Raw genomic sequence first — 17,358 nt, 5'->3', positions numbered from 1 at the left:
GAAAGCCATGGCCCTTCGTCTAGACACGCAAATTCAGTACCTTAAAGGAGTCGGTCCCAAACTGGGAGATCTCTTCACGCGCAAAGGGTTAAAGACTCTAGGGGATTTGTTTGAGTTCTATCCGCGAGCTTACGAAGACCAGAGAGCCGCTCGCAACATTGCCAGTCTCAAACCGGACGATATCGTGAGTATCAAAGCGACTGTTGTCGGTGTTCACAGTATCAATATGGGGCGATCGGCGCGCAAAATGTATGATGTTGTCGTGCGCGACTCATCAGGACAAATTCACTGCAAATATTTTCGTGTCCCGTACAAAGGATATTTTGAACGCTTTAAGCCACACACCGAAGTTCGAGTTGTCGGCAAAGTGACGGAGTATCGCGGTCGCATTGAATTCCATCATCCTGACATTCGAGACATTGAGCCTGACGAAGAAACGAAAGATGCGTTGATTCCGCTTTACACCGAAATTGAGGGGCTCGCGACAGCAAAGATCATGAAGATGATACGTGCCGCCTTCGCGCAAGTCGAGGAATGGCCGACAGAAGCTTTGCCCAAATGGATTCTCGAAAAATACAATCTGCGTCCGCGCAAAGACGCGCTTAAAGAAATTCACTTTCCTGATCCCGCTAAAGCCGCAGAGTACGCGGAGTTCAAAAGTGCTGCGCAGAAAAGAATTATTTTCGATGAATTCTTCTGGCTTGAACTTTATTTGGCGTCCAAAAAAACAGGCTTTCAAAAAGAAGGCGCTCCGCAAATTCAAAACAAAGGCGAAAAACTAAAAGTTCTTGCGCAATCTCTGCCGTTTGAAATGACGGGTGCGCAAAAAAGAGTTTTTTCGGAAATCAAAGCAGACTTGGAAAAGCCGCACCCTATGCATCGCATGGTTCAAGGCGACGTAGGTAGCGGTAAAACTTTGGTGAGTTTTATGGCGGCGGTTTACGCGGCCGAAAGCGGTTTTCAATCCTGCTTGATGGCGCCGACGGAGATCCTCGCTGAACAGCATTTTAAGAACGCGCAAAAAGTTTTATCACCTTTGGGAATCCGTTTGGCATTGCTCGTAGGAAAAACCAAAGCGTCCGAGAAAAAACAAATCCTCGCAAACCTTCAAGCCGGCGACGTAGACCTGATTATTGGAACGCACGCTTTGATTGAAGATGAAGTGCAATTTGCAAATCTGGGGCTTGTTATTATCGACGAGCAACATCGCTTCGGTGTTGAGCAGCGCGGGATTCTAAAAAACAAAGGCAAATCACCACATTTTTTGGTGATGACAGCGACGCCGATTCCAAGAACTTTAGCGATGACCGTGTACGGCGACCTTGATGTTTCCATTATCGATGAAATGCCGGCAGGACGCAGTCCGATTCAAACGCGCGCGACTTATGAAAGTAAAAGACCGCAAGCTTTGCAGTTTATGCTTGAGCAATTGCAAAAAGGGCGGCAGGCGTACATCGTTTATCCTCTTGTGGAAGAGAGTGAAAAGATTGACCTCAAAGACGCTGTTTCCGAATACGAAAAACTCAAAGAACAATTTCCGCAAGTGAAGTTCGGCCTTTTGCACGGGAAAATGAAGCCTGACGAAAAAGATCAGGTCATGACACAATTCCGAAACCAAGAAATTCAAGTTTTGGTTTCTACGACCGTTATCGAAGTCGGCGTTGACGTTCCCAATGCTAACATCATGATTATCGAGCACGCCGAACGCTTCGGTCTTTCGCAATTACATCAATTGCGCGGACGTGTCGGTCGGGGAGAATACAAAAGTTTTTGTATTCTGATTATGGGCTATGCGGTCTCTGAAGAAGGACGTCAGCGTACGGAGATGATGGAAAAAACTTCGGATGGTTTTAAGATCGCCGAGTTCGATCTGGAAATGCGCGGCCCCGGAGAATTCATGGGCACACGCCAATCAGGACTTTCAGGATTTAAGATGGCAAATCTTGTGCGCGACATGCAGATTCTTCAAGATGCTCGCCAAGCCGCCTTTGAAGTTTTAAAGAAAGATCCCAAACTCAGCTACGTCGAAAATCAAGAGTTGCGCGCCGAGCTTTTACGAGAGCATGGTCCCGCGGCACTCGCCGGGATTGCATAAAATAAATCAGCAGATTTCTTGTCTCGAATTAAGACGGGTTTTCGAATTTTTCTTATTTTGGGTGCTAAAACAGCGTTAAAAAACTCCGATAAATAAAACATGATTCAGTCGATTTCTTGCGCGTTTCAGGGACTGGTTCTTTTCATGATCGTATTACTATCGTCAGGTTGCACGATAGAAGCGTTTCTTGAAAAGGAGGCATTATCTTTAAAAGAGGAAGCCATTCCTCTTTCTATTATAATGGATGTAGGTTCCACAAAAAAATTGGAGCCACTCGGTGGCACTCCGCCCTTTAGTTACAAGCCTGCAACTTCTGGATATTTAGACACATCGGCGGGGGAGTATTCAATTCCCGTTAATGCTCCCCTTGAAAATGAGACCGTCGAAATCACCGACAGCACTGGAAAAACATTTGCCGTTACCATTCGTCGAAAAGGCTTCGCGCCTTTTATGAAGGTGGAAATGCCTCAAGTTACGGAGATGGATCAAAACTATGTCTCGGATGCCGTATGGTTGAGTTCTGGCCATGTTTTGGCAACGGCGATTGGCAGTGACTATATGGGAGAGCGCTGGGCCACTTATCGAAGCGCGGACGATGGTGCGACCTGGAGTCGTGTCGATCAGTTTATGGGATTCAGTTACCTCGGTGAATCACACCCTCTCTCCATGGTGGCAAAGGGGAGTATGGTTTTTGTTTGTGGTTATGCCTATCTTTATGACACGACTCCATCAGATCCAAATTCTGGTTGGTTCGTTCGTCGTTCTACTGATGAGGGAACGACGTGGACCACTGTCGACGCCTGGTGGGAGCCGCCTCTGGGAGACCATGTTTGTTACGATATTGCTGTTTCTCCGGTAACTGGATTTATTTATGCCGTGGGGTATGCCGATTCGGGGTTGGGTTCTGATTGGATCGTACGAGAAAGTCGAGATGACGGAATGACATGGCAAACGATCTATCGTGGTGTTCCGGGTGGGGGAAGCTATGCGCTTGCTTATCAAATTGAAATTTCACCGTCCGGTCAACTGTTCATTATGGGTGAAACGAATACGATGTATTTTTTGAGGGGCGAAGAAAATGCGGGAGTTTGGTCATGGACTCCGGCAACAAGCATTCCCGCAGTCACTCCCTACGGAGATTATCAACTTCGTGGCAGTCTCAAAGTTGTCAGCAACACGACGGCCTTTTACTCATGCCGGGTTTCAAGCTCCGGCAAGATCTATAGAACCACGGATGCAGGAGTTACGTGGTCAGAAGTTTACTCCGGACAAAGCTTCTTGCAGGGGATGACGCTGACAAGCTCTGGCAGTCTTGTCGCCGTCGGCGGTAATCGCGTTTCATCCACAGCGGATTGGAAAGTCGTGAGATCCGCTGACAGTGGTGCCACTTGGAACGTCGTCGATTTGGATGTGCAGTTTGGATCAACAAATAAACCGTACGGACTGTCCATTGCATCCCATCCCACCAGCTCCAAGGTGTTGGCATTTAGTTACAATCATGTCGGCGATCAATCGACAAGCGCCTTTTCTGCGGACGATGGAGTGAATTGGAGTGAGCGGGGAAAAGTACGTTTTTACTGGGCCTTTTGGAGTTCGTTGACGAAGATCATTCGCGCATCGTCAACCACACTGTATGCAGTTTTTGATACTGGCGACGAAGAAGGCGGTTGGCCGTGGTTGATTATGAAAAGCTTGGACAATGGGGTGTCCTGGCAAGAGGCAGATCGCTTCAAACTTCCTTCCGGCCAAACTTACGTTCACGATTTTATACAAGGTCATGATGGGGGTCTTTACGCCGTAGGAATAAAAGGAGCCGATCGACTTATCCGCCGCTCTCCAGACGGTGTGACGTGGACGGACGTGCTTTATGCCGGCGCAGGATACAGTGATAAGATGCTGCTCGCAAAGCGAGGGAATACTGAAACCATCTTCGCCTATGATGACGGCTTAACCATTCGCATCCACAAGTCAACGGATGGAGTGACTTGGAGCGAAGTCACGGCACTAACGACCCCCGGAGGAATTGACGACATAACTTTAAAATCCGTGTTGGTCGACGATATAGGGAATCTTTATGTCGAGCTTCGTGAGAGAACCGGAGGCAATGGCAGATGCGTTGTGCATCAATCAAGAGATGGTGGTGTGACCTGGACAGAATCCTTTAGAGGAGCTTTTGTGGGAGACTACTATAGTTTTAACTCAGCCTTAAGGCAGAGCCCCTCAGGTGAAATATTCGTTTCTGATGGCGGTGGTCTTTTCGTTTCTACCGACCACGGTGTAAGTTGGAGTTCATCTAGCAATGCCCCGAGCAGCAGTATCAAAGATATTGCATGGATCGATAATGAAATCTATTTCATGGTGGCAGATACCGCACATAAAACGGCCGTTGTGAAAGCGGGAGAAGCGTCGGGGGCTTGGGTCGTCATGGAAAGTTCGCAGCAACGACGATTAGTCGGTGAAACCGTCGATGAATATGACGTGGAATTGCACGAGGATAAATTTATATATCTTGGACCGTCGGATATTCTGTTGAATTACACCTACAATGATCCATATCTTGGTGCACGCGCAATGCTAAGATCGCTGACTACGTCGTCGCACTAAAGTTCATGTAATTAATCCGTTTCATTCTGAGACGGATTAATGAACTCATGAGAAATGCGAGCAGTTTTATATAGGCCTGTTAAATAATCATCAAAAAAATCCGATAAATAATCTATGACACTCTTTTGTCGGTACGTCTCTTGGATCAGTTTTATGATTCTCTGGTCGAGCGCTTTGTTCGCGTCGCCAGGGTCTTTGACTTATCAAGGGCGTATTTTAAAATCCGACGGAAACCCGCTTGAATATTCCAACGTCAGTTTTATTTTTCAGATTACCGATCCCTCGGGCCAGTGCGTGGTTTTTCAAGAGCAAGTTACCGGCATCAACATGGCAAACTCCAAAGGGGTGTTTGACGTTCCGATTGGCAAGGGAACTGTTAATTATCCATTGAGTGGAAGCACGAATATTCTTGAGGCTTTTAATAACTCCAAGACTTTTAATTGCGGCGCTTGCGCTGGTTATACTTGTGCGGATGGGACGAGCACTTACACTCCCGTGAGTTCGGACGGACGATTATTGCGAGCGCAGTTTCACGACGGCAACGGATGGAGATTGATTTCTCCCGACAATATGATTCGTTCCGTTCCGTACTCTGCTTATGCGCTTTCATCGCAAAAATTGGGAACGAATATCGCCAGTGATTTTTTGTTGAAAGCGGGAATTCCGACTTGTGCGACAAATGAATTTCTGAGTTGGAATGGAACGACGTTGGCGTGTGCTCCCGTCAGCGGCGCCAGCGGAGGTACGGTCACTTCGGTGACGTCGACGAATTCTTATCTTAGCGTGGTGAATGGGACATCCACTCCGGCTTTAACTTTACATGTTGGTACGACAGCGGGAACAGTGGCTGCAGGGGATGATGCCCGATTCAGCGACGCTCGTCCTCCCACAGGCGGTGCTGGTGGAGATCTGAGCGGCACTTATCCGAACCCTTCGGTCGCTAAAATCCAAGGTGTGGCTGTTTCTTCCGCAGCTCCGTCGAATGGTCATTTCTTAAAGTATGACGGCACACAATGGGTGGGCTCCGCAATTGCCATGAGTGATGTGACGAATCTGAATTCGACTTTGAGCAACTACCTTACGGTATCGGCCTTTAATTCTGCAGTAGGTGGGGCGAACTGTGCGGTCTATGAAACGCCTTATTGGAATTCCGTCTCCGGTTCGTTTTTATGTCAGGCGATCAATGTGTCGGTCGCAGGTGACGTGAGTGGAACGATTGGCGCGGTCACTGTAAATAAAATCAAAGGTGTCACCGTTGATACGACAGGGCTGACATCCGGGCAGATTCTTAAATATGACGGAACTAAGTGGGCGCCTGCGAATGACAGCAATGCTGGCGGAACAGTGACGAGTGTTGCAACCGGCACGGGACTTACCGGTGGACCTGTGACGACGACGGGAACGATTTCCTTGGCGAACACTTCAGTGACGGCAGGTTCTTACGGCTCGGGCACGCAAGTTCCAAGTTTCACGGTCGATGCACAAGGGCGTTTGACAGCGGCAAGCAATGTTGCGGTTCCAACGGCTAATACTGCCACGACGGGTTTACTTACTTCCGCGGATTGGAATACTTTTAATAACAAACTTGGCACAGCGACTTCTTTCAGCGGTGATATTTCCGGAACTTACAATGCGACAAGCGTAGACAAAATCAAAGGCACCGCGGTGAGCGCAACGGCGCCCACGACAGGGCAAGTTTTAATTTACAATGGAACTCAGTATGCTCCGTCGTCCTTCAGTGGGGATGCGACGATCTCAGGAACTGGAGCCGTCAGTCTTAAGAACACGGGCACGGCGGGAACCTACACGAAAGTGACAACAGATGCGCAAGGCCGAGTGACCTCGGGAACGACTTTGTCTGCCACGGACATTCCGGCGTTGGATTGGAGTAAAATCACAACGGGAAAACCAACGACTCTCAGTGGTTACGGAGTCACCGACGCCGTTCAAAATACCGGGGGAACACCGAGCATTAAATCCGGCACCGATGCGACGAAAGGAAGCGCCGGTACTGCGGGACGTCTTTATGTCGCGTCGGACACTTTAAAAATCTATCGCGACAATGGAACTTCTTGGGATGTGATTGCTTCCGCTAACGGAAGCGGTGGAACAGTGACGAGTGTTGCAACCGGAACGGGACTTACCGGCGGACCTGTGACGACGACGGGAACGATTTCTTTGGCGAACACTTCAGTGACGGCGGGCTCTTACGGTTCAGCCACGCAAGTCCCAACCTTCACCGTCGATGCGCAAGGGCGTTTGACGGCGGCAAGCAATGTTGCGATTCCAACAGCAAACACCTCTACGACAGGGCTTTTAACTTCGACGGACTGGAATACTTTCAATGATAAGTTAGGTACGGCCTCTACGTTTAGTGGAGACGTCAGCGGAACTTCAAGCACAACAAGTGTCGATAAAATCAAAGGCAAAACAGTGGCGCCTGTCGCTTATGCTGCAGGTCAGACGCTGAGATACGACGGCACAAACTGGGTGAATGCTCTTTTAGGTTTTAGTGATATCAGCGGAACTATCGCGACGTCACAACTGCCCACGGTGCCAGTCAGCAAAGGCGGAACGGGTGTGACATCTTTAACGGCAAACCGCCTTCTTGCAAGCAATGGAACGGGTTCTGCCGTCACCGTATTTAATTGTGCTTTGGGTGAGCTTATCACTTTCGATGCTTCCGGAGTGATGGGATGTTCCAGTAATACCTCGCTGGGATTTTTTACGAATGGCGGTAATAGTTTTGGAGGCGCAACAATCCTCGGAACGAATGACGCTTTTAATCTTAGCTTTGAAACTGCCGGAACCACGCGAATGACCGTCGATACGAATGGTAACATCGCTATCGGTACGAATAGCCCTACGCTGGGAAAAACATCCAACTCATTTTCTCGTTATGTCGGTATCACGGGAACGGGTGGCAACTCAAATCAATCCCATGGTGTTCTTCGTTTGGGAGGAGATCAGCCAACGGCAGCCAGTGGGGATAGAATCGGAGCCATTCAGTTTACGTCTTTAAATAACGTGTCTCCTGGGACGACAGGCGGGGATGCTTATATCATGTCGTCTTTGGAGGGCACCGGCGGCGCCAGCGGATTTGGCACCAACATTTCTTTTTCTACTCGGACTGACAACACCACGACCGTGAGTGAGCGCATGCGCATTTCTGGTTCAGGATATGTGGGTATTGGTACGAGCTCACCGAGTTCCACTTTGCATATCGGCACCGGACAGATTTTAATGCCGAATGGAACGAACACGGCTCCATCGTTGGCCTTCTCTGGCAGCACAACGACGGGAATTTACTCACCCACGGCGGGGCAGGTCGGTATCTCTGCCAGTGGAACTTTTGTGGCTCGCTTTAATGCTGTCGGCACCACTTTTTATAACACGACAGCTACATCGAGCGCGACCGCGCCTGTTTTTCAGACAATGAGATCCGGCACCGTGAGTAATGGCGCAAGTCTTGGAATGATTTCATTCGTCGACGCCAATTCGATCACGCCTCCTACAAACAATATACAAGTGCTTGCGACGGAAGATCACTCGACCACGGCGCAAGGGGGCGCGATGCACTTTTCGACGATCCCTAATGGCACAACCAACAGTGCTGTGCGTATGACGATCAATGACGACGGAAATATCGGTATTGGAACAACGTCGCCAACCTATCCGCTGCATGTTTACAAGAACTTCAATGTGAATAATGCAGGGGAAGAATACGGGTTGCTGACACAGACCTATTTCACGCAAAACAGTGCGAACTGGAAAGCCGGCATTCGCGCTAACGTTTACCCCAGTCATACAAGTGGCACGCTTGCCAAAACGGTGGGAGTCCAATCGCTTATCGTAGGCGGAGCAGCCGGTGGAACAACAACAGAGGCCATGTCGCATTGGGCGAGGGTAGACAGCAGCGCGGGGCAGACGCTCACGAATGCCTACGGTTACTACGCGGAAAACGGCGGAGGAACGGGAACTCCCACAAATCAATACGGACTCTTTATACAAAACCTGACGAAGGCCACGAATAACTTCGCGATTTATGCGGATGGAAGCACGAAAAGTTATTTCGGCGGAAATGTGGGTCTCGGGACGACAAATCCAAATACGAAACTCCACGTTGAGGGTAACACTTTCATCAAGGACAAACTTTATGTGTACGATACTTCCGGGTGGGGTTCGACAACACCTTCTCTTGCGCTGACAATTGGTGATAACGACACGGGACTGGACTGGGTTTCGGACGGTGTCTTAGAACTTTGGACAAACAACTCGCCAAGAATTCACGTCAATACCTTAGGTAATGTCGGCATTGGCACAACAGCTCCGGGTTATAGGCTGGATGTGAACGGCACGCTGCGGGCGTTTGGTATCACCGACTCTTCTGACGTTCGTTTAAAGCGAGACATCGCATCTCTGTCGCCTCAGCAAGAGTTGAATAAGCTATTGCAAGTCGAAGGTGTCAGCTACCACTGGAAAAACCCCGAACACGGCGAGCGTCTGCAATTGGGATTTATCGCGCAAGAAATTGAGAAGATTTATCCAGAGCTTGTCGACACCGACGCCCACGGGATGAAATCGGTGAACTACTCTCACTTGGTGGCGCCCTTTGTCTCGGCTCTCAAGGCTTTATACGCTGAAATAACACAGTTAAAATCCACCGTGGCAGAAAAAGATCAGCGCATCCAAATGCTCGAAAATGAGAAGGCTCAAAAAGAGAAAGAACTTGCAGAAATCAAATCGCGCCTGGATCGTCTGGAGAAGGCTGTTTATCAAAAATAGCAGCGGCAAATATTAGTAGGATGCAAGCCTTTGAACAACAGCCTCGCTGTCAGCAAAATAAAGATGAACCGAAGTCGTTCCGTTGCCAACCTCGCCGAGAAATTTGTCGTGGCGATAGATTCTGTACTTAAACGTCCGGTTCGTCGTTAAAAGGGCTTCAGGACAAGGCAGAAAATCTGGATTGAAGTAATCTTGCTTTAAATACTGCAAAAACTGTTCGTCGTTAAGCTTGTCCGAGATTTCTTTAAGCGTCAGCGTTTGGCCGCCGACGCCTTCATAGATGGCATCCATGGCTAAATGAACGTTCAAATCTTGCGTTTGTGCGAGGGCAATCACCGAACGCGTCGTCTGACAGGCGCAAACTGTAAAGTTTCCTCCCGCAATAACCACGTGTCGGCCTTGCATAATAATTCTGTGCGTGTCGCCCTGAAACGGATAGACTTCATTCGCTGCGATCGGCACAGGCAGGTAATTTTCTTTAGCGATATGCGCTCGGTCTTGAATATCGGCTAAATAAAATAAAGAAAAATTTTGTTGGCGGAAAAAAGCCGCCAGCTTTGCCGTTCCTCTCCAGGTGATCTGTTCGCGATCCCAGTACGTGGAGTTGTGTGTGATTAAAAGAACTTTGTCACTTGTAACGGTCACAAACGGATAAGGGAAGCTGTCCATAATCGTCGCTTTGTACGTATAACCACCCGAGGTGAATACGTGGTCAATGACTTCGCCCGCGAAAGCGCTATTGGAAGTCAGCAAAACAAAGAGAAGAACAAGAAAATTCATGACATAGAAATACCACGAAAACGCGAGGATCCCTAGATCGGCGAAATGGAGCCGTAAGCACTTTGCAATTTTTTTCCGGTTGAAAAGTTTCAGGACATCCAGACCGTCAGCCAGCGTTCCCTGAAAAGCCCAAAGGGAATTTCGATTACTTATCAGATATAAACTAAGAAATATGTAGGGAACACCGAAGAGTGTTGCGTAAACACGGTCGGAGCGTTCATGAATTGGCAGCCTTTTTTAAAATTATTTTTCGCAGTTCTCTTGCTGAGTGGTTGTAATATCGATGCGCATTTTTTTCGTCCAACAGGCAGTCTTCCTGATCTGGGCTCGATCACTCCGCCTTTAACCCCGACAGGAAAAATTCAAATCGGCGGTCGCGTGCAGAAAGTCGCAACGGGCTTTCATCACACGTGCGTGCTGCTATTTTCCGGCGAAGTAAAATGCTGGGGGTCTAATAATTACGGTCAGCTTGGTTATGACGATCAAGTCGCGCGCGGAGCCTCGGCGGGATCGGTTTCTTCTCTGGCACCGGTGCATTTAGGTGCGGGACGAACGGCGATTGATATTGCAACGGGCTCTTACTTTACATGTGCGGTCTTGGACAATGGCGACGTCAAATGTTGGGGCGATAATTGGGCGGGACAGCTAGGACAAAACGATATCGCCAATCGAGGCGGCACGGTCGGAAGTATGGCGGCTCTTTCCGCCGTGAATCTCGGTGCGGGAAGAACGGCGAAAATGATCACGGCGGGATACGATCACGTCTGCGCGATTCTTGATACGGATGATATAAAATGTTGGGGCAATGGCGGCGATGGGCAGCTTGGTTCTGACGACAGCTTCGACTTGGGCGATGACGCAAACGAGATGGCGACCCTCGCGATCGTGAATGTCGGGGCCGGTAGAAAAGTAAAATACATTGCAGCAGGCGGTCTGCATACATGTGCCATTCTGGATAACGACGATCTAAAGTGCTGGGGATATAATGGCAGCGGTCAGCTCGGATATGACAGTTGGGATAACATCGGTGATCTTCCGGGACAAATGGCGGCTTTGGGTCCCGTGAATATCGGCGCTGGTCGCAAGGCCCAACAAGTCGCACTCGCAGAAGAACACACCTGCGTGATTTTAGATACCAATGAAGTGAAATGTTGGGGCAACAGCAATAACGGAGAAACCGGTTACGACGATGAAAACTATCGCGGCGGAGATCCCGGCGACATGGCGGCGTTGGTGCCCGTCAATCTCGGCGTCGGTCGCACCGCCAAAGAAATCAAAGCTGGTTATTATCACACGTGTGTGATTCTCGATAACAATCAAGTGAAGTGTTTCGGAAATAACGTCTCCGGTCAGTTAGGATACAACAACACGGAAGAATACGGGAATACCCCGGGCTCGATGGCCGCTTTGCCGACGGTGAATCTTGGCAGTGGGCGAACTGCGAAGTCGCTCTCTTTGGGGAATTCTTATTCTTGCGCCGTTTTAGACACCGACGTTCTTAAATGTTGGGGCGACAATACTCACGGAAAACTGGGACAAGAAATTTCCCACAACTTCGCTGCCGTTGACGCTAATCTCGCAGATTTGCCGCCGGTCGGGGTGGGTGCTGTCGCTCAAGTCGTTACAGGCGTTAACCACACTTGCGCCATTCTGTCTTCTGGGGATCTTAAATGTTGGGGCAGCAATACCGCAGGGCAATTGGGCTATGACGACACGGTCGCGCGCGGAGGCACCGCAGGCAGTATCGCGGCCTTAGCCCCGGTCAATTTAGGCGCAGGCCGAACAGCGAAAGCCGTGGTCCTCGCGGGAGGTTACACGTGCGCGATTCTCGATAATGATCAAGTCAAGTGCTGGGGTTCGAATGGTTCGGGACAATTAGGTTATGACAGTACGACAGCGAAAGGAAACACGGCGGGCTCGATGGCAGGACTGGGGTATGTCAATCTTGGAGCGGGACGAACTGCAAAAAGCCTCGCAGTAGGCACGGGGCACACGTGTGCCATATTAGATAATGATCAAGTGAAATGCTGGGGCTCGAACCTCAACGGTGAACTTGGCTACGACTCAACCACAAACAAAGGAAACGTCGCGGGTTCAATGGCGACACTGGCTTATGTGAATTTAGGTGCGGGGCGAACGGCAAAAGCCATTGCAGCGGGTGCGATGCACACGTGCGTGATTCTGGATACCAACGGCGTGAAGTGCTGGGGTTATGGTTGGTATGGAAATCTGGGAACGGATTCGACCGCAAACAAAGGAAACAGCGTGGGTTCTATGGCGACTCTTGCAGAGGTCAATATAGGAGCGGGCAGAACTGCTCTTGCTATCGCCGCAGGATTGCATTCGACATGCGTTTTGCTTGATACCGGCGATCTCAAATGCTGGGGAGAAAACACAGATGGCCAACTCGGTTATGGCAACTTCACACATCGTGGGAATGTGGCGGGCTCGATGGCAGGCTTGACGACTGTGAATCTCGGCGCCGGAAGAACGGCGAAAGCGGTTAAGATGGGATGGTACGCCACGTGTGTGATTCTCGATAACGACCAAATGAAATGCTGGGGCCGAAATTCCGATGGTCAGCTCGGCTATGAAGACACAGTCTCTCGCGGAGGAACGGCGGCTTCTATGACGCCTCTTACAGAGGTGAGTCTGGGGGCGGGTCGCACGGTGCAAAGTCTTGCTGTTGCTCAGCATGTCTGCGCCATTTTGGATGGGGATGAGCTTAAGTGTTGGGGTCGCAACAGAGACGGGCAGGCCGGCACCGACAATCATATCAAATATGGTTCAAGTAAAGTCCTTGAGGATCTTTTGCTCATCGGAGAATAGTTAGTGTTGATTGCGTTCGGCTTGTTCAAGATAGCTTGCGGGTAGAGCCTGACGATAAATCGGTTTGTCGTGCCATTCTCTGACGATTTCTTTGTAGCGTCCCGACTTATGAAGTTTTTTAAGTCCGGCATTGAATTTCTCAATAAGAGCCGGTCCGTTTTTGGCTTTTTTGGATATGACCAGATGATACTCTGCTTTTTGAATGGCGCGCGAGTTGTGCGTGAATTTTTCCGCGTCTTTACCGTAAAGTTTGCGCAAATACACGTATCCCACTTCCAAGTCGCTCGGCACGGCATCGACACGTTGGCTAAGAAGCATGTTGAAACTCTGCTTATCCGAGGTCAGCCTTAAAACTTTAATAATTCCTTTTTGCTCTGCTTGAATAAACTCCTCACCCATTCCGCCATATCCGCGAGTGGCGGCAATGGTGATGTTTTTCAGATCGCTGATGTTATTCCACTTCAAGGGACGCGACTTTAAATGAAAAAAGACATATTGGCCGGTATAAAGCACGTCGCTGTAGTAGTAAAACTTTTCACGTTCTTTAAGGCGTACAAAAGCGATCGTCCCGTCCGTAGTCCCGGCCTTAGAAAGTTCCGTGGCGCGCACCCACGGAAAAAAACCGAGATCCATGGTGATGCCGGCGTTAGCGAAGGCTTCGCGGGCCAGTTGCGCGATCAAGCCTTGATGCTCTAAGGATTCTGAAATGTACGGGGACCAATCGCCTGTGGAAAGATGGATTTCTTCTTTCGCGAAAGTGTCGGTTGCGAAGAAAACAAGAAGCAATGCCAAGGCGATTTTTGCGCAAATCAAGAGAGCTCCTTTTCTAAAAGAGTAGTGGCAAAAAAACAAGGAAGCCAGAATATTCCTCTTGATACGTGTGTAATTCCTTGTCACTATGAAAACAGAGATCACAAGGACGTGTTCGATATGACAAAAAGTTTTTTCAGCGCAGTAACGGCATCCGTTTTATTTTCTATTTCTTCTTTCGCGGCAACACCTGCTTACAAGGTGAATATGCGTGTTGGTCTTAAAGGCCAATCTCCTATTTCAATCAACACAGTGGCGAAATCCGGCAAAAAGAGTTTTGTCAGTCAGTTCTCTGATGACGGACAAACGGAAACGTTGGTCGAAGTTTATTCAAAAAAATCTCACGTGAACAAAAAAGACGGTCTTTATATGGATGTCGTCGTCACAAAACGTGTGAGAGGGCAGAGCAAGATCACGGAGCGCGCCCAAGTCTTCGCTCCCGAGAATCAAGAGATGGAATTCGGCATGAACTCCAAAGGCAGAACAGCGGGAAATCTTTCTCTCGCAGTGATGGCCCATAAACTCTAAGAACACTTCTCGAGTTTTCGCTCAGCGCGTAATCATTTTCCTTATTGCACCCCGACCTCGGTCGTGATCTGATTTTTCCCGTAGAGGGGGTATCAGATGATTCAACTTGTGAAAAATCTCACAGTGACCACGGCCGTTGCGGTTCTTTCCGTTAGTGCGGCACAAGCGGGCACAGTGCTTAAGCTCAACGCGGGGGCGATTGAGACAAGCAAACTCGCAAATAACTATGCAGCTTCATGGATGATGGAAAGTCATGCCACGGAGTACATCGTTCAATTCAAAAAAGCGATCACGGAAAACGACAAAGCGAATTTGAAAGCTGAATTTGAAGTGTTCGGCTATCTTCCAGACGATGCTTTGGTTGTTCGTGGTACGTTTGCGAAATTGATCTCTTTCAAAAATTCTCACCCAGAAGTGCAAGCGGTTGTGAAATATGCTCCTGCTTATAAAATAAGCTCTTCTTTTGATGCGGCGAGCATCTTCAACAAAGACACTGTTCAAAGTGTCACTGTAAAGACATTCAAAGCTAACGAAGCTCGCATTATCGCGGCGAAAATGGCGAAACTAAATCCTCAAGTAGAACTTCAAGTTGTTGATGGAAAGTCCATCATGGCTTTGGTTCCTCGCGGATCTGTTGCGCAAGTCGCAGCTTTGACAGGTGTTGAGCACGTTCAACCGACTCCTGAAATCGAATCCTTCCATTTCGTGATGGACGAGACTTTGACTTCAGACGTCGTTGCGACGGCTGCCGGCGACTACTCTGATTTGACAGGTGATGAGCCCGGCACACGTGTGATGAAATTTGACGCTGCTTGGAGCATGGGCTTCACAGGCCGCGGTCAGGTTGTTTCTATGGCCGATACAGGTTTGGATTCTGGTAACATCGCGACGATCCATCAAGATTTCGCAGGTGGTGTGATCTCCGGTTATCCATTTGGTTTGTGGTCGAAGTCTTGGGATGATCCAATGGGACACGGAACGCATGTTGCGGGTTCTGTTTTGGGTCGCGGTACTGCTTCAAAAGGTCTTCTTAAAGGCGGAGCGTTTGAGGCGAAAATGGTTGCTGAAGGCATGTGGTCGCCAATGATGAAGAACCTCAGCGTTCCTTCAAAATTGGGTGATCTTTTCACAAAAGCTTACGCTGATGGCGCGCGCATCCACACAAACTCTTGGGGTGGCGCACGTACTTTCGGAGCTTACGACAACTTCGCGGTGCAAGTGGATGAGTGGCTTTACGCAAATCCGGATATGCTAATTCTTTTCGCAGCAGGGAACTCTGGTGCGGATAAGAATAAAGACGGCCGTATTGATGCGAACTCTATGGCGTCTCCGGGTACAGCGAAAAACGTTCTGACTGTAGGAGCTTCTGAAAACAAAGTTTCGACGGGCGGTATCCAAGTTCCTATCAGCAAATTGAGAGCGGCTAAAGATGAGTGGCCTGCAGAACCTATCTACAGCGACTATATCTCCAACAATGAAAACGGTATTGCGATGTTCTCTTCTCGTGGTCCAACAATTGATGGTCGCGTGAAGCCTGATATCGTGGCTCCGGGAACAAACATCCTAAGCGTGAAATCTCAGGTGAAAGATGCTTCAGATCTTTGGGGCGCTTACAATAAAGACTATGCTTGGTCTGGCGGGACTTCAATGGCGACTCCATTGACGGCAGGGGCTGCGGCAATTGCTCGTCAAGTGTTGGTAGAAAAATTGGGCTTCCAAAATCCTTCAGCGGCTTTGATGAAAGCGACGATGATCCACACGGCGGTTGACATGTATCCAGGTCAATTCGGTGAGATCGGTGCTTCTCGTGGGCAAGAGATTTTGACTCGTCGTCCAAATTCGGATGAGGGTTATGGTCGCGTGGATGTTTCAAATATCGTAAATTTGGGATCACAAACGCAAATGATCGACAACCGCCAAGGTGTTGCTCAAGGAGCTGAGGTTTCCTACGAATTCACATTATCTCGCCCAGGCAACCTTTATGCGAACCTTGTTTGGACGGATGCTCCGGGTTCGGCCAATGCGGCGCAAGCTTTGGTCAATGACTTGGATTTGGTTCTGACAATGCCTAACGGTCAAACGTTGAGCATGAACGATCACATCAACAATCTTGAGATGATCGAGAAGGCGAATCTTCCAGCGGGCACTTACAAGCTTTCAGTAAAAGGCTTTAAAGTTCCGCAAGGTAAGGGTGGGGCTCAAGCTTACGCTCTTGTGTACACAGCAAAAGAGCTCTAAGATTCATATCTAAATAGCTGAAATTGTTAATAAAGGGCTCGATGCTGTCGAGCCCTTTTGCATTTGAAATTTCCTCTGAAAATATTTCCTGCCACAGCGCTCTCATTTGATAACTCGTGTCAAATTTGATAGAACGGACAAGGTCGTAAATCCCTAAACTTTCAGGGGGAGGTTCAATGCAGACGTTTAATATCGGTGATAATGCAGTTTATCCCGGCTATGGCGTTGTTAAAGTGGTTTCTATTGAAACCAAAGAAATGTTGGGCACAAAAACAACATTTTATAATATGCAGTTGGTGGACACAGGCCTGAAAATCATGATTCCTACGACAAATGTTAAATCTGCGGGGCTTCGTCCGATCATTTCTAAAACGGAAGCTGCGCGCGTAGTAGGCATTCTCAAAGAAAAAGACATCAAGATCGACAACCAAACATGGAACCGCCGTTATCGCGAGTACATGGAGAAAATCAAGACAGGATCTGTATTCGAAATTGCTGAAGTTTTACGCGACTTGTTCCTGTTGAAAGCGGACAAAGAGCTTTCTTTTGGTGAGCGCAAGATGCTTGATTCAGCTCGCAGCCTTCTTCTAAAAGAGCTCACTTTGGCAACAAGCCAAGAAGAGCTTTTCAAAGAAGAAGAAGTCAAAGCGATCTTCGGTATCACAGGCTAATCCAGCCTAGACGAACTC

General features: G+C 48.8%; 9 protein-coding genes. 7 read left to right on the top strand and 2 right to left on the bottom strand.

The annotated features are described in order from the left end of the window. Window positions 1-7 precede the first annotated feature (7 nt). From recG to QJS83_RS14455, 3 genes are all read left to right on the top strand, one after another. Window positions 8-2,095 (top strand): ATP-dependent DNA helicase RecG, encoded by a 2,088-nt coding sequence (recG, locus tag QJS83_RS14465; protein ID WP_284605797.1) that lies wholly within the window; start codon window positions 8-10, stop codon window positions 2,093-2,095. 99 nt (window positions 2,096-2,194) lie between these two features. Continuing rightward, window positions 2,195-4,699, top strand: coding sequence for a WD40/YVTN/BNR-like repeat-containing protein (locus QJS83_RS14460; protein ID WP_284605795.1), 2,505 nt, complete (start codon window positions 2,195-2,197; stop codon window positions 4,697-4,699). 114 nt (window positions 4,700-4,813) lie between these two features. Continuing rightward, on the top strand, window positions 4,814-9,484 hold the full coding sequence (locus tag QJS83_RS14455; protein ID WP_284605793.1) for a tail fiber domain-containing protein: 4,671 nt from the start codon (window positions 4,814-4,816) through the stop codon (window positions 9,482-9,484). Between the two features lie 12 nt (window positions 9,485-9,496). On the opposite strand, the gene QJS83_RS14450 is transcribed toward QJS83_RS14455, so the two are convergent. Further along, the gene (locus QJS83_RS14450) at window positions 9,497-10,264 is read right to left on the bottom strand and encodes a hypothetical protein (RefSeq protein ID WP_284605792.1); all 768 of its coding nucleotides are present in this window, start codon (window positions 10,262-10,264) and stop codon (window positions 9,497-9,499) included. Window positions 10,265-10,483: 219 nt separating this feature from the next. Between QJS83_RS14450 and QJS83_RS14445 the strand changes: the two genes are divergently transcribed. After that, window positions 10,484-13,093 carry an RCC1 domain-containing protein gene (locus QJS83_RS14445; RefSeq protein ID WP_284605790.1) on the top strand — a complete coding sequence of 870 codons (2,610 nt, stop codon included), beginning with the start codon at window positions 10,484-10,486 and terminating at the stop codon, window positions 13,091-13,093. On the opposite strand, the gene QJS83_RS14440 is transcribed toward QJS83_RS14445, so the two are convergent. Further along, the gene (locus tag QJS83_RS14440; protein ID WP_284605788.1) at window positions 13,094-13,906 is read right to left on the bottom strand and encodes a substrate-binding periplasmic protein; all 813 of its coding nucleotides are present in this window, start codon (window positions 13,904-13,906) and stop codon (window positions 13,094-13,096) included. Between the two features lie 24 nt (window positions 13,907-13,930). On the opposite strand from QJS83_RS14440, the gene QJS83_RS14435 reads away from it, so the two are divergent. From QJS83_RS14435 to QJS83_RS14425, 3 genes are all read left to right on the top strand, one after another. Then, window positions 13,931-14,431 carry a hypothetical protein gene (locus QJS83_RS14435; RefSeq protein WP_284605786.1) on the top strand — a complete coding sequence of 167 codons (501 nt, stop codon included), beginning with the start codon at window positions 13,931-13,933 and terminating at the stop codon, window positions 14,429-14,431. Window positions 14,432-14,527: 96 nt separating this feature from the next. Continuing rightward, window positions 14,528-16,669, top strand: coding sequence for a S8 family serine peptidase (locus tag QJS83_RS14430; RefSeq protein WP_284605785.1), 2,142 nt, complete (start codon window positions 14,528-14,530; stop codon window positions 16,667-16,669). Window positions 16,670-16,845: 176 nt separating this feature from the next. Then, window positions 16,846-17,340 (top strand): CarD family transcriptional regulator, encoded by a 495-nt coding sequence (locus QJS83_RS14425; RefSeq protein WP_284605784.1) that lies wholly within the window; start codon window positions 16,846-16,848, stop codon window positions 17,338-17,340. Window positions 17,341-17,358 lie beyond the last annotated feature (18 nt).

This window comes from Bdellovibrio sp. 22V (genome assembly GCF_030169785.1).
GTDB lineage: Bacteria > Bdellovibrionota > Bdellovibrionia > Bdellovibrionales > Bdellovibrionaceae > Bdellovibrio.
Note: the sequence above shows the minus strand (reverse complement) of the source record. Positions and strands in the feature narration are given on the sequence as shown.

Coding starts and splice junctions, on each gene's coding strand:
- QJS83_RS14450 (WP_284605792.1), bottom strand. CDS start 10,264: ATGAATTTTCTTGTTCTTCTCTTTGTTTTGCTGACTTCCAATAGCGCT.
- QJS83_RS14445 (WP_284605790.1), top strand. CDS start 10,484: ATGAATTGGCAGCCTTTTTTAAAATTATTTTTCGCAGTTCTCTTGCTG.
- QJS83_RS14430 (WP_284605785.1), top strand. CDS start 14,528: ATGATTCAACTTGTGAAAAATCTCACAGTGACCACGGCCGTTGCGGTT.
- recG (WP_284605797.1), top strand. CDS start 8: ATGGCCCTTCGTCTAGACACGCAAATTCAGTACCTTAAAGGAGTCGGT.
- QJS83_RS14460 (WP_284605795.1), top strand. CDS start 2,195: ATGATTCAGTCGATTTCTTGCGCGTTTCAGGGACTGGTTCTTTTCATG.
- QJS83_RS14455 (WP_284605793.1), top strand. CDS start 4,814: ATGACACTCTTTTGTCGGTACGTCTCTTGGATCAGTTTTATGATTCTC.
- QJS83_RS14425 (WP_284605784.1), top strand. CDS start 16,846: ATGCAGACGTTTAATATCGGTGATAATGCAGTTTATCCCGGCTATGGC.